The organism is Legionella feeleii, assembly GCF_001467625.1.
Classification (GTDB): Bacteria; Pseudomonadota; Gammaproteobacteria; order Legionellales; family Legionellaceae; genus Tatlockia; species Tatlockia feeleii.
Genome location: NZ_LNYB01000016.1, coordinates 81,275 through 94,192, shown reverse-complemented (window position 1 = coordinate 94,192; position 12,918 = coordinate 81,275). Strand labels below are relative to the sequence as shown.

Sequence of the window (12,918 nt, the reverse complement as noted above, 5' to 3'; positions counted from 1 at the left end):
CTTTTAAAATGCATTTCAGGGAGAAATGGTTATGGCGAAGGTTCTTTGTGTTCTTTATCCGGATCCGGTGAATGGTTATCCTAAACGTTATGCGCGAGATGAAATTCCTCAAATAAAAATTTATCCTGGCGGACAGACCCTGCCAACACCAGAGGGGATGGATTTTATACCTGGCGAGCTTTTAGGCTCCGTTTCTGGCGAGTTGGGTTTGCGTAAATTTCTTGAGCGTCAAGGACATGAGTTAGTCGTAACATCAGATAAGGAGGGGGATAACTCGGTTTTTGAACAGGAATTACCCGATGCAGATGTGGTTATCTCACAACCTTTTTGGCCAGCCTATTTAACCGCAGAGCGGCTTGCCAAGGCAAAAAAATTAAAATTAGCTATTACAGCGGGTATTGGCTCCGATCATGTAGATTTGGCTGCAGCGATTAAAAAAGGCATCACGATAGCTGAGGTTACTTATTCTAATAGTATCAGTGTTGCAGAACATGTTGTTATGATGATTTTGTCTTTAGTACGTAACTATATTCCTTCCTATCAATGGGTTATCCGAGGGGGATGGAATATTGCTGATTGTGTAGAGCGTTCTTACGATCTTGAAGGAATGGTTGTTGGTTCTTTAGGCGCTGGGCGTATTGGTCTAGCTGTAATGCGACGATTAAAACCTTTTGAAGTCAAGCTACACTATACCGACCGTCATCGTTTGCCAGAAAGCGTCGAGCAGGAATTAGGGCTTATTTATCATTCCGAGCTGCAATCCATGCTACCGCATTGTGATGTTGTAACCATTAACGTTCCTCTCCATTCTGAAACAGAACATCTTTTTAATGAGCAGTTAATAAGTACGATGAAGCGTGGAACTTATCTTATTAATACAGCACGAGGCAAAATTTGTGAGCGTGATGCAATTGTTAACGCTCTAGAACATGGGCAACTAGCAGGTTATGCTGGTGATGTTTGGTTTCCTCAGCCGGCTGCACAAAACCATCCTTGGCGGACAATGGCTCACCATGGTATGACACCACATATCTCCGGGACATCTTTATCTGCGCAGGCACGATATGCTGCAGGTACGCGTGAAATACTGGAGTGTTGGTTAGCTAAGCAACCTATTCGTAATGACTACCTTATAGTTGATCATGGCAGATTAGTAGGAATGGGGGCCCATTCTTATTCAGTTAAAGAGGATTTGCCTGACATTTTATAATAACATCCAAAGGCATTTGGGTGTTCAAAGTGAATTAATTTTGACAAAAAGAGGGTGGATTGCTATAATGTGGCCTTCAAGTTGTCATTTAGGTTACTTATGAAGAAACAGGACACCCCAAAAAAAGAGAAGCAATACCAAATCAAAAAAAATGAGCAATATCAAAAAAGAGAGATTCGCTTAAATACTTTTTCTGGTTTTTTCGCGCCTTTTACTTCATTGTCGGATATGCAGCAAGAGACAAGATCTACGCTGTTAATACCAATAGTAAACTTAACAATGGCTGTAGGCTCAGCAGTTTTTTCTATAGGCAAACTTGCTGAAACAGCAGCAAATTTAGCTATTCTGGATCTAAATCATGCTGCAGAGAGTAATAATATGTTTCTTGCTGGAATAGAAACCAGCTGTTGTTTTGTAGGAAGCCTTTTGTTTGACACGCTGTGGTCGCTCGTATCATTAGCCTTGCGTACAGTCTCTACTTTAGTAGCTGGTGTTGCTGCAACAGCTAAAGGTGTTATCAGAGGTGGTGAAGCAGTTATTAACTGCTGTACTTGCCAACCGAGTTTGTAACTGTCTACAGTATTGTTGCTAAATGGACGATTTGAACGTCCATTCCTGGGAAAGCACTGATCATTACTCCATTTCGTTCAAATTAAGACCATTAAGCAACTCAAAGTTTCAGTCTTATTTAGGCTTTGTTTTCTTTAGCAACCCTATCCATTTATTCCTGTTGGGCTTACCCATGTCGGCCTTTCTAATCACATAATGCAAAATATAAAACCCATCGTTACCTTTGGTAACAAATTGTAATTCATCCTGTTGCATGTTACTTGGGTTATCAATACGAAACTCAAATAAAGCCTGATCAGGTGTTTCCTCGATAATAGTAACAATTGGCTTAAATCCAGATTCTTTTAAATTGTTTATTATGGAATCAATATATTGTTTCATGGTGATTCTGGTTTGTAAGCCAGGGATAAATTGACTGGTAACCAATTCTTGCCAATGTTCGATATTGTCATCAGCGGGCACATATTCAACAACGGTTATTTCTTCTGTTTTTTTCCCAAAAACAACTTTCCAGGGACGATTATCAAAGGTTATTTTCTGTGTTTCATAATTTTTTATTTGTGGATTCATTGGCGCAACATCTTGAGCCGTAATACTGCAATAGATCTCACCTTTATAATTGTAATATTCAACGCAATTAGGATTATTATCGTTAGTCACCTTAATAAGTTTGCTTGGATCAATTTCAGCCTGAGCAGTTAATAAAAAAAACATTACATATAATAATATTATCAAACGTATCAAGGTGGGCATAATCTCTTCCTGAGTGATAAGGTATTTAGGAAAGTAGCGAGTTTTGCAATAAGACTCACTGACTCATACAGAATCAAGAGCCTTATTTTATAGCAAATAAATCGGCTACGCGCTTTTTCATTTCTTCTTCGGAAACATCTTCAATGTGTGTAGCGATATACCAAGTATGACCGAAAGGGTCTTCGAGGGTACCGCTGCGATCACCGTAAAATTGATTTTCCACTTTTCTAACCAGTTTAGCGCCATGCTTAACCGCTAGTGCTACAGTTGCATCAACATCTTTAACATAAAGATGCATACCAACCGGTGAACCCTTATATTTATCTGGCGCGTAAGCATTCATTTCAGGATGTTCATCAGCCAACATAAATTTAACATCACCGATGGATAATTCTGCGTGGCCTATCTTTTTGCCAGGGTTTTCCATAAGCATTATTTCCACCGCATTGAACACTTTCTTATAAAATTCAATAGCTTTTGCAGCATTTTTAACAATTAAATAAGCTGTGAGTGTCTGGTAGCCAACGGGTAAATAAGAATTTTTTTTATCCAAAATTGCTCCTGTCTAAGACGGTGAATGCGAGGGGACTGCCGTCTTGGTTTGAAATGCAGCGAGGAGGAGACCACTCACTGCTAAACCAAGAGTGGCCAGGGTCATTGGTAATACCGCACCTATTTGGGCAATTAGTCCGGTAAAAATCGATGTCAAACCAAAGCAAAGAGCCATAATAGAACCCGTCACCCCCATAACCCAACCTTGCTCATCCTCATTTACCTGATTGGAAAAAATAGTCAACAATACTGAATAGGCAACAGATAGACTCATACCAATCAAAAGAGCTGCCACCCAGGCGACCCATTGTTGTTTAAATAGCAACGTGAGTAATACATGCGTCGCTGTTAAGAGTAGGCCAGTGATAACAACCCAATCAAAAGAGTAACGTTTGGTGCAAAAATCAACAATATAACCACAACCGATACTGAAACCCAGACCCATTACCGCGAGAAAAAAGGAATTTTCCATGGCTGAGTAATGATAAGTTTGCAATAAATATAAAGAAATAAAGGAAAAATAATTGGACCAACCAAAGATCATAATAAGCAATACAACAGAATATTTACAGATAGAGGGATGCTTAAAAGCTGAAATAAAAATATTGACTGCATAGTGCCACTGAATTTTTATCTTATTACCGGCTTCAGTAAAGGTTTCGTTGAATGACCGATGCAACAAAACAGCATTTAATAAAGATAAAGCAGCAGCAAAATACATGGGGGTTTCGAAGCCAAACCAGGATACCAGGCGATTATCTGATAGCAGACCACCGAAAATTGGACCAAAAACAAAGCCAAGTGATACGGCTAACAGAATAAATCCAATGTTGCGTGCTTTGTGCTCCTCAGAACTGACATCAACAATGGCTGCTTGTGCAATTGGTTGGCTACCAGAAGTAAAGCCGGCGATGATACGTCCGAGGATGAGTAGCCAGAAATTTTGCAAAACAATCGCAATTGCAGAAAGAAAGTAACCCAGGAAAGAACCCAGTAAACAGATCATCAATGATTTTTTTCGGCCTACGCTGTCGGATAAATCACCTAATATTGCAGCCCCAAAAAACCAGCAAATCATAAAAATGCCGATTGTTAAGCCATAATAGAAATCACGTAAACCCAAGCTTGTTTCAGCCGGTAAAAAGCCAGTTTGAGGTTCAATAATGATGGTGTTTAAAATAGGGAATAGTAAGCCCAAACCCATGCCGTCGATAAATAGAACCAAAAACAAAGGTAATATTGATGATAATGATTTTTTGTGATGCATGATAAGCCTAAATATGAGGTAGAAGGTAACAAGAATGGCCTTCCAAGGCTAGGAATAATGCCATGTCTGCAGTGTAGCGTCAAATGGCATTATAAGGGATTTTCGGCGCGCAGCCCAAGTATTATGCTTTTATTAACCTGCACTCTTGTTTACGTCATTCTGATTGCGTAGCAATAGCGATTTTATAAAGTAGCCTAAAATAAAGCAAACCAACGTGGCAGCCAATAAAATATACAATAATTCGGTAAAGGTGCTTGCATAATGAATTTTTAACTTGGTAATTGTTAATTCGTCTGATTTAATCGAGGTTAAATTGGCTAATTTACCTGATAAAAAACCACCAATACCGAGTGAGACAAAGAAGATCCCCATCATTGTGCTCACTTTTTTACGACTGGCCAGCACAGTAATTGCAGAGAGGCCTACTGGAGATAGCAAAAGCTCGGCGATTGAAATCATCAAATAGGCAGGAATAAAATACAGTGGTGATAATAAACTAGCCCCCAGGCTGTTGTGGCTTACCAGTGCAATAAGGGTATAGGCAATAGTCATAAAAATCATTGCTAAAATAAATTTATTACTCGTACGTATTCCACTTTGTACTATATTGAGCTCCTTCTTTCCCCGAGCAAGGAAGTAGCCAAAAATAATCATGCCAACACTTTGTATCCCAACATAGTAAGGTGGTGGGAATTGAATACCAAAAAGCTTGGGCTCAACAACTCTTGAAATAAATAGAGTAAGAGACATAAACATTTGAAAATAAAAAGCCCAAAACATCACTGAAATGATACATAATAACCCAATAACAACCGTTTGCCTTGCTTGCTGGGCTGTTTCACGTTTTGCACAGTAAATTAAATAACCCAAGGACAAGAGAACAACACCACCAAAGGCTGAATCAGCAAAGATAGGGTATTCAAGAATCGAAAAAGAAAGCAGCCATAAAAATATCATCATCAAAATCGATTTTATTAATTTATCTATACGGAATTCAAAGGGATGATAATCGGCTATATGGTAAATATAAACTCCAAAAACAAAGACTGCAAAAGCGATAACCATTCCCAAAGCCGCACTGGCAAAAGCAACCGGCCATCCAAAGTGACTATGAAGTAAACTGGGTAAGGTTGTCCCTAAAATAATACCTGTTGTTATCCCCATATAAAAAATCGTAAAACCACTTTCTCGTTTTGGGGAATCGATAGGATATTCGTTGCCTAACAAAGAGGAAATATTAGGTTTTAACAAACCTGTGCCTACTGCAATCCCCGCCAGAGAAACAGTCAAACCTTGATCTGAGTTGAGAAGGGATAAGGAGAGGTAACTAAGAAATAAAAAACAGGCTCCAGCCAAAATGGCCCTTTTCTGTCCAAGTAAATGATCAGCAATCCAGCCCCCGATTACTGGAGATAAGTATGTTAAAGCGGTAAAGGAGCCAACCAGCGCATAAACATCTTTATCGGGCCATTTGAAATGACGAGCTAAATACAGGGCTAATAAAGATTGTACAACATAAAACCCATATCTTTCCCACATTTCTGTGGCGAAAAAAACCCGCAATGAAGGAGGATGTTTTGATTGAGGTGTATGCACGATAACTCTTCATTTTTAAAAAGCGACTTTGCAGTCTATCATGCTGATTGTTATTTTTACAACCTGTATGAATGCTTCAAATGTAATAGCCATTCACGTCCTTTATTACGTCGTGTATGATAACCTGGAGAATTCCAGGATGGAGAAAAAATGGCTGTGCAAAACCACGCGCTACTCAACATCAGCGCTCAACGCGGTACACAATTGGAAGCCAAAAATTGGCTTACAGAAGCTGCTTTACGAATGCTTCGTAATAATCTGGATCCTGAAGTAGCGGAAGCACCCGCTTCATTAGTGGTTTATGGAGGTCTTGGCCGCGCAGCACGTGATTGGCCTTCTTATAACAAGATTGTGGAAGTTCTCAAAGAGCTGAATGAAAATCAAACTTTATTAATTCAATCGGGTAAACCTGTAGGGGTTTTTACTACCCATAAGGATGCGCCACGAGTTTTAATTGCTAACTCGAACTTGGTACCGCATTGGGCTACCTGGGATCATTTTAATGAGCTTGATAAGAAAGGGCTCATGATGTACGGGCAAATGACTGCAGGAAGTTGGATTTATATTGGTTCACAAGGCATAGTGCAAGGGACTTATGAGACTTTCAGTGCCTGCGCCAAGCAACATTACAGTGGTAATTTATCAGGTCAGTGGATATTGACAGCTGGCCTTGGCGGTATGGGAGGAGCACAGCCTTTGGCAGCAACAATGGCAGGGGCTAGTATGCTGGCAATTGAATGCGATCCCCGCCGATTGGAAAAACGGTTAAAAACCCGCTACTTAGACAGATCTACAGAAAATTTTGAGCAAGCCGTGGAATGGATAGAAGAATCCTGCCGCAATAGACTACCCCTATCGGTAGGGCTTTTGGGAAATGCAGCTGAAGTTTACCCGGAATTATTACGACGAGGTTTTTTACCATCGCTGGTGACAGATCAAACCAGCGCTCATGATCCATTAAATGGTTATTTACCACGTGGTTGGTCCTTAGAAAAAGCAGCTGAACTCAGGCGAACTGCTCCGCAAGAGGTTGTTACTGCAGCTAAAAAATCGATGGCTGAACAAGTGAGGGCAATGCTAGCTTTCCAAAAGAAAGGCATTCCAGTATTTGATTATGGTAACAATATTCGTCAAATGGCGTATGAAGAAGGAGTTGCTGACGCCTTCATGATTCCTGGATTTGTACCTGCCTATATTCGTCCTCTATTTTGTGAAGGTGTTGGCCCTTTTCGCTGGGTTGCTTTATCAGGAGATCCCGAGGATATCTATGCTACAGATGAAAAAGTTAAAAGTCTTATTCCAGATGACAAACAGTTGCACCGTTGGTTGGATATGGCCCGAGAAAAAATTGCATTTCAAGGTTTGCCAGCCAGAATCTGTTGGGTAGGCCTTAAAGATCGAGCCCGGTTGGCACTTGCCTTTAATGAAATGGTAAAAAATAAAGAAGTTAATGCCCCGATTGTCATTGGTCGCGATCATCTTGATTCTGGTTCAGTAGCAAGCCCAAATCGAGAAACCGAGGCGATGTTGGATGGGAGTGATGCTGTATCGGATTGGCCATTATTAAATGCTTTATTGAATTGCGCCAGCGGCGCAACCTGGGTCAGCATTCACCATGGTGGTGGCGTAGGTATGGGATTTTCCCAACATGCCGGAGTGGTTATTGTGGCCGATGGTACTGATGAAGCAGCAATTCGTCTCGCGCGTGTGTTGCATAATGACCCCGCAACCGGCGTTATGCGTCATGCTGATGCTGGTTATAGCTTGGCAAAGCAATGTGCTAAAGAAAATCATTTATGGTTACCCATGGAATCAATTGGTGGAGCGCGTCATGGCTGAGTTCTTTACCCTTGTTCCAGGCCACTTAAGTCTTCAATCTATCAAATCCATTCTTTCTCAACAAAAATCCTTGGTTTTGGACGAAGCTTTTTTACCTCTAATTGAGAAATCTTGTGCAACTGTGCAACAGGTAATAAATGACAAAAGAACTGTGTATGGCATCAATACGGGTTTTGGTTCTCTAGCCAATCAAACTATTTCTACTGAGCTTTTAAAACAATTACAACGTAATATTGTCTTATCTCATGCTTGTGGAACGGGTGAATTACTGGCTGATGAAATTGTAGCGTTAGCTTTAATTCTTAAAATTAATAATCTAGCACAGGGTTATTCTGGAGTCAGAAAAGAACTTATCGATGCTTTATGCATTCTATACAACAAAGGTGTTTATCCCTGCATCCCTGGGAAAGGCTCCGTAGGCGCATCTGGTGATTTAGCGCCACTAGCCCATCTTGCTTTACCTTTAATAGGGGAAGGGCAAGTACGTTTTGAAGGCCAAATAATTAGTGCCGTGGAAGGCCTTAAAATCGCTGGATTAAAACCGTTGGAATTAGCCCCTAAGGAAGGTTTGGCGTTGCTTAATGGCTTACAAGTATCTACAGCTTTAGCAATGCAAGCCTTATTCAAAACAGAATTGCTCTTTGAAACAGCTGTTATAGCGGGAAGTTTATCGGTAGATGCTGCTTCTGGCAGTGACGTTCCTTTTGATATGCGCATCCACCAGGTCCGTGGTTATTCGGCCCAATGTGACGTTGCAGCAAAATATAGAGATCTTTTAGCTGGAAGTTTGATTCGTGAATCTCATCGTAGTTGCTCCCGGGTACAAGATCCATACTCGTTGCGTTGTCAACCACAAATCATGGGCGCTGTTTTACATCAAATGCGCTTTGTTAGTGAAACCTTAGGGATCGAGGCCAACGCTATTTCAGATAATCCCATCGTCTTTGCTGAGCAAGGGGATATTTTATCGGGAGGTAATTTTCACGGGGAAATTATTGCCATGGCTGCTGATAATTTAGCGTTAGCAATTGCCGAAATTGGCGCTAATGCGGAGCGTCGTATTGCGTTACTAATTGATAAACATTTCAGTGGATTACCGGCTTACTTAGTTAAAGAGGGCGGTTTAAACTCTGGTTTTATGATTGCACACGTTACAGCGGCAGCTTGTGCCAGTGATAATAAAGCCTTGGCTCATCCTCATTCTGTAGATAGCATCTCGACCTCTGCTAATCAAGAAGATCACGTTTCAATGGCTACTAATGCAGCGAGGCGCTTATATGAAATGATTGATAATACAGCGACTATCCTGGGTATCGAATTATTAGCTGCTTGCCAAGGCCTTGAGTTCCATAAACCTCTAACCACCTCACCTAAATTAAGTCAGGTTTACGCAAAAATAAGAGCGGTAGTTGCTCCATATAATCAGGATCGTTATTTTGCTCCGGATCTTGCAATTATTAAGCAAAAAATCTTGCAGGGTGATTTTTGCTATGAAGATTATTAGTTGAGGAAATAAATAAGGACGATAAAAATGGAATTGAAAACGCTATTTAAACGTCTTGCACAAGAAACCCGTGTAAACCCTTATTTATCCTTAGAAGAACGGCAACAGACCTTGCGACAGTTAAAACATCTCCTGCAAAAAAATTCAATTGAACTCGCCCAGGCAGTGAATGAAGATTTTTCTCATCGTGCTTATCAGGAGACACTTCTTTTAGAGATTTATCCGTGTATTAATGCAATTGATTATTGCTTAAAAAATTTAAAAAAGTGGATGAAAATTCGAAAAAAGCCAGTTTTGTGGCTTTTTAAACCTGCCTCTGCCTATGTTTTTCCACAATCATTGGGAGTGATTGGTGTAATGGTTCCCTGGAATTACCCACTCTATCTTGCATTGGTACCTTTAGTTTATGCTTTAGCTGCAGGGAATCGTGTAATGATTAAAATTTCAGAGAAGACGCCAAAAACGGGAGAGACATTAGCTCGATTGTTTGACCAAGAGGGAATAGAGACTAATCTAGTTATTATTGTTAATGGCGATTTAGGGATTGCTAAAAAATTTGCTAATTTGCCTTTTAATCACCTTCTTTTTACAGGTTCAACTGCAGTAGGTAGAGAAATAATGGCAACAGCAGCCAAGAGCTTAACTCCAGTTACGCTCGAGTTAGGGGGGAAGTCACCTGTAATTATTTCTTCTTCTGTTAATCCAAATTATTTTTCCCGGCTTTTTATGGGAAAACTTTATAATGCTGGCCAGACTTGTATTGCACCAGATTATTTGCTGGTACCTAAGGGATGGGAACCTCGAATTGAGACCTTTTGTAAAGAGTTTATGGCCAAGCATTTCCCCGATTTAGAAAGCAATCCAGATTATTCTTGCCTTATTTCCGCTCAACATAAGGAAAGGTTACAGGCCTATATCGATGATGCCAAAGACCAAAATGCGCATATTATTCAAATTGGCAAATTTGAGAACCAAAAGCAAAAAATGCCATTTTATCTGGTATTGAATGTAAAAAAATCGATGCTGCTTATGCAGGAAGAAATTTTTGGCCCAATTCTTCCAGTTATCAGCTATGAGACCTTCGATGAGGCAGTTGATTTTATCAATGAGCGCCCCAAACCTTTGGCCATCTATTATTTTGGTGAAGATAAACGGGAAAGGAAAGCCCTGCAAATAAAAACACTGTCTGGTGCTTTGACTATCAATGATACCTTAACCCATATTGCCATTGATGCGCTGCCTTTTGGTGGAATAGGGGAAAGTGGAATTGGCCATTATCATGGGCAAGAGGGGTTTGATCGCTTTTCAAAATTAAAGCCGGTGTTTTCACAACGACGTTTTGCAGCTATTACCTGGTTTTATCCGCCTTATGGTAAATTGATACGCTACTTTTTAACCTGGGTAGCAGGAATGGATCTTAGGGAGAAGAAATGACGAGGGTGTTATTTATAACGGGCGCAAGTCGGGGGATAGGCAGAGCTATTGCACGCCGCTTTGCGCGCGAAAAAGCATGGATAGCTCTTGCTGCCAAAACGGATACTCCTCATCCGAAACTGGAAGGTACAATTCATACGGTTGCCAACGAGGTAGAACAATTAGGTGGACGGGCTCTACCTCTCGTTGTTGATGTACGTGATGAAGAACAAATTCAGCATGCAATAGCAGAGACTGTAGGGGCTTTTGGCAGGCTGGATATTCTGGTTAATAATGCTAGTGCAATCAGTCTTAGTGATACTTTAGCAACACCGATGAAACGCTACGATCTGATGCAGGCGGTCAACACACGGGCAACTTTTGCATGCTCTCAGGCTGCAATTCCTCATTTAAGGAAATCTGATAATCCACATATTTTAACACTATCTCCGCCGCTATCCATGGATAAAAAATGGTTTGCACCCCATCTTGCTTATACAATAAGTAAATTTGGCATGAGTATGTGTACCTTGGGTTTGGCTGAAGAATTAAAATCCTACGGGATTGCTGTTAATTCTTTATGGCCAAGAACAACAATTGCTACGGATGCCATTCGCGCTCATTTCCCTGAGGCTATATTCAAAGCAAGTAGAACACCTGAAATTGTTGCCGATGCTGCCTATTGGATCTTAACGCAGCCTGCCAAATTCTTGAGCGGCCATTTTTTTATTGATGAAGAAGTGCTAACAAACGCTGGTATTCATGATTTTTCTGTGTATGCTATCGACCCTGCTATCGAACCTTATCAAGATTTATTTTTATGACCATTAAAATTTATACCGATGGAGCATGCAAAGGAAACCCTGGGCCAGGTGGCTGGGGAGCTTTGCTTCGTTATAATGGCCGTGAAAAAACTTTATACGGCGGGGAAACACTGACAACTAATAATCGCATGGAATTGACCGCTGCTATTAAGGCCTTGGAAGCATTAAAAAGACCTTGTGAAGTGCATCTCTATACCGATTCGCAGTACCTGCGGCAAGGAATGATGGAGTGGTTAGTTCAGTGGAAGAAGAATGGCTGGCGTAATTCAAGAAAAGAACCAGTTAAAAATGTTGACCTTTGGCAACAATTAGATGCCTTAGCTATGCAACATAAAATTAGGTGGCATTGGGTAAAAGGGCATGCAGGACATCCTGAGAATGAACTAGCTGATGCTTTGGCAAACCAGGCAATTGAAGAGCTCCTTAATACTTAAACGGATAAAGATATGCGTCAAGTTGTTTTAGATACCGAAACAACCGGTATTGGTCATGAATTAGGCCACCGGATTATTGAAATAGGTTGTGTTGAACTACAAGACAGAAAACTGACAGGTAAGCATTTTCATGTTTATCTTAATCCGCAGCGTGAAGTCGATGAGGGTGCCTTCCGTGTTCATGGTATAAGTACCGAGTTTTTACAAGATAAGCCCTTATTCAAGGATATTGCTGACGAATTTATGCACTTCGTTCAAGGTGCAGAGTTAATTATTCATAATGCTCCCTTTGATATGGGTTTTCTTAACGCAGAATTAGCCTTGCTTAACTGGCCTGTGCTGCTTAATGAGTGTTGTACTGTTTGCGACACGTTAGTTCTTGCAAGAGAAAAGCACCCAGGCCAGCGTAATAGTTTGGATGCCTTGTGCAAGCGCTACGAGATCGATAACTCCAATCGAACTCTGCATGGCGCCTTACTGGATGCAGAGATTCTAGCATCAGTTTATTTGGCCATGACAGGTGGACAGACAAGCTTGTTTGAAGAGCGTATGGAGCATGTTAATCAGCCTGGAGCTGTCTTGCAGCAGATAGAGCACCTGGTTAGCAATTCACCTGTGATTGTTGCTGACGCAGATGAATTACAACGACATCAGGAATTTATCCAGTTTTTAGTCAAAAAATCAAATAATAACCTTTGGGATGTTGAATAAAATTTTGCGAATGGTTATTTTTTGAACTATATTTAATGCCAGGGTTATCTCTAGTTGTAGGAAATATCATGGATGAGCTCAGTCCTCGCAAATACTGGCTTCTTATTTTTACTGGTTCTTTTCTCCTCTATAGTAGTACAGCGGCATTTGGTTATCCTGCTCGTATAGATACGGCTGATAGTGGTATGCCAAAATTACTTGTTCTTGCTAGTAATACCTTTATTTTTAATCCACGTTCACTAACT

12 protein-coding genes are annotated in these 12,918 nt (G+C 40.6%); 8 read left to right on the top strand and 4 right to left on the bottom strand.

Translation table 11 applies throughout. From position 1 onward, the window contains the following. Positions 1–31 precede the first annotated feature (31 nt). Both Lfee_RS02625 and Lfee_RS02620 read left to right on the top strand, forming a co-directional pair. Positions 32–1,210, top strand: coding sequence for an NAD-dependent formate dehydrogenase (locus Lfee_RS02625; RefSeq protein ID WP_058443731.1), 1,179 nt, complete (start codon positions 32–34; stop codon positions 1,208–1,210). A 99-nt stretch (positions 1,211–1,309) separates the two neighbouring features. Next, on the top strand, positions 1,310–1,780 hold the full coding sequence (locus Lfee_RS02620; RefSeq protein ID WP_058443730.1) for a hypothetical protein: 471 nt from the start codon (positions 1,310–1,312) through the stop codon (positions 1,778–1,780). Positions 1,781–1,894: 114 nt separating this feature from the next. Here the strand turns inward: Lfee_RS02620 and Lfee_RS02615 are convergent, their stop codons facing one another. The 4 genes from Lfee_RS02615 to Lfee_RS02600 form a co-directional block, all read right to left on the bottom strand. After that, positions 1,895–2,533: a hypothetical protein gene (locus Lfee_RS02615; RefSeq protein WP_058443729.1), complete on the bottom strand. Its 639-nt coding sequence runs from the start codon at positions 2,531–2,533 to the stop codon at positions 1,895–1,897. A gap of 82 nt (positions 2,534–2,615) precedes the next feature. Then, positions 2,616–3,086 (bottom strand): VOC family protein, encoded by a 471-nt coding sequence (locus Lfee_RS02610; protein WP_058443728.1) that lies wholly within the window; start codon positions 3,084–3,086, stop codon positions 2,616–2,618. 12 nt (positions 3,087–3,098) lie between these two features. Then, positions 3,099–4,352, bottom strand: coding sequence for an MFS transporter (locus Lfee_RS02605; protein ID WP_058443727.1), 1,254 nt, complete (start codon positions 4,350–4,352; stop codon positions 3,099–3,101). 132 nt (positions 4,353–4,484) lie between these two features. Further along, positions 4,485–5,948, bottom strand: a complete 1,464-nt coding sequence (locus tag Lfee_RS02600) for a peptide MFS transporter (protein ID WP_082646551.1) — start codon at positions 5,946–5,948, stop codon at positions 4,485–4,487. Between the two features lie 150 nt (positions 5,949–6,098). Here Lfee_RS02600 and hutU point away from each other — a divergent pair, with 150 nt between their 5' ends. Genes hutU through dnaQ form a run of 6 tightly spaced genes read left to right on the top strand, consistent with a single transcriptional unit; the run spans position 6,099 to position 12,673 of the window. Continuing rightward, positions 6,099–7,787 (top strand): urocanate hydratase, encoded by a 1,689-nt coding sequence (hutU, locus tag Lfee_RS02595; protein WP_058443726.1) that lies wholly within the window; start codon positions 6,099–6,101, stop codon positions 7,785–7,787. Continuing rightward, complete coding sequence (gene hutH / locus Lfee_RS02590) at positions 7,780–9,291, top strand: histidine ammonia-lyase (RefSeq protein ID WP_058443725.1); 1,512 nt, start codon at positions 7,780–7,782, stop codon at positions 9,289–9,291. The genes hutU and hutH overlap by 8 nt, the downstream gene beginning before the upstream one ends. A 27-nt stretch (positions 9,292–9,318) precedes the next feature. Beyond that, positions 9,319–10,725 (top strand): coniferyl aldehyde dehydrogenase, encoded by a 1,407-nt coding sequence (locus Lfee_RS02585; protein WP_058443724.1) that lies wholly within the window; start codon positions 9,319–9,321, stop codon positions 10,723–10,725. Beyond that, the gene (locus Lfee_RS02580; protein WP_058443723.1) at positions 10,722–11,528 is read left to right on the top strand and encodes an SDR family oxidoreductase; all 807 of its coding nucleotides are present in this window, start codon (positions 10,722–10,724) and stop codon (positions 11,526–11,528) included. The genes Lfee_RS02585 and Lfee_RS02580 overlap by 4 nt, the downstream gene beginning before the upstream one ends. After that, a complete protein-coding gene (gene rnhA, locus Lfee_RS02575) occupies positions 11,525–11,962 on the top strand; it encodes a ribonuclease HI (RefSeq protein ID WP_058443722.1) in 438 nt (145 codons plus the stop codon). The genes Lfee_RS02580 and rnhA overlap by 4 nt, the downstream gene beginning before the upstream one ends. A gap of 12 nt (positions 11,963–11,974) precedes the next feature. Further along, positions 11,975–12,673 carry a DNA polymerase III subunit epsilon gene (gene dnaQ, locus Lfee_RS02570; protein ID WP_058443721.1) on the top strand — a complete coding sequence of 233 codons (699 nt, stop codon included), beginning with the start codon at positions 11,975–11,977 and terminating at the stop codon, positions 12,671–12,673. Positions 12,674–12,918: the final 245 nt, after the last annotated feature.

What these genes read in the sequence shown, in the direction of transcription:
- Lfee_RS02625 (WP_058443731.1), top strand. Translation starts at nt 32, where the DNA reads ATGGCGAAGGTTCTTTGTGTTCTTTATCCGGATCCGGTGAATGGTTAT.
- Lfee_RS02620 (WP_058443730.1), top strand. Translation starts at nt 1,310, where the DNA reads ATGAAGAAACAGGACACCCCAAAAAAAGAGAAGCAATACCAAATCAAA.
- Lfee_RS02615 (WP_058443729.1), bottom strand. Translation starts at nt 2,533, where the DNA reads ATGCCCACCTTGATACGTTTGATAATATTATTATATGTAATGTTTTTT.
- Lfee_RS02605 (WP_058443727.1), bottom strand. Translation starts at nt 4,352, where the DNA reads ATGCATCACAAAAAATCATTATCATCAATATTACCTTTGTTTTTGGTT.
- hutU (WP_058443726.1), top strand. Translation starts at nt 6,099, where the DNA reads ATGGCTGTGCAAAACCACGCGCTACTCAACATCAGCGCTCAACGCGGT.
- hutH (WP_058443725.1), top strand. Translation starts at nt 7,780, where the DNA reads ATGGCTGAGTTCTTTACCCTTGTTCCAGGCCACTTAAGTCTTCAATCT.
- Lfee_RS02585 (WP_058443724.1), top strand. Translation starts at nt 9,319, where the DNA reads ATGGAATTGAAAACGCTATTTAAACGTCTTGCACAAGAAACCCGTGTA.
- Lfee_RS02580 (WP_058443723.1), top strand. Translation starts at nt 10,722, where the DNA reads ATGACGAGGGTGTTATTTATAACGGGCGCAAGTCGGGGGATAGGCAGA.
- rnhA (WP_058443722.1), top strand. Translation starts at nt 11,525, where the DNA reads ATGACCATTAAAATTTATACCGATGGAGCATGCAAAGGAAACCCTGGG.
- dnaQ (WP_058443721.1), top strand. Translation starts at nt 11,975, where the DNA reads ATGCGTCAAGTTGTTTTAGATACCGAAACAACCGGTATTGGTCATGAA.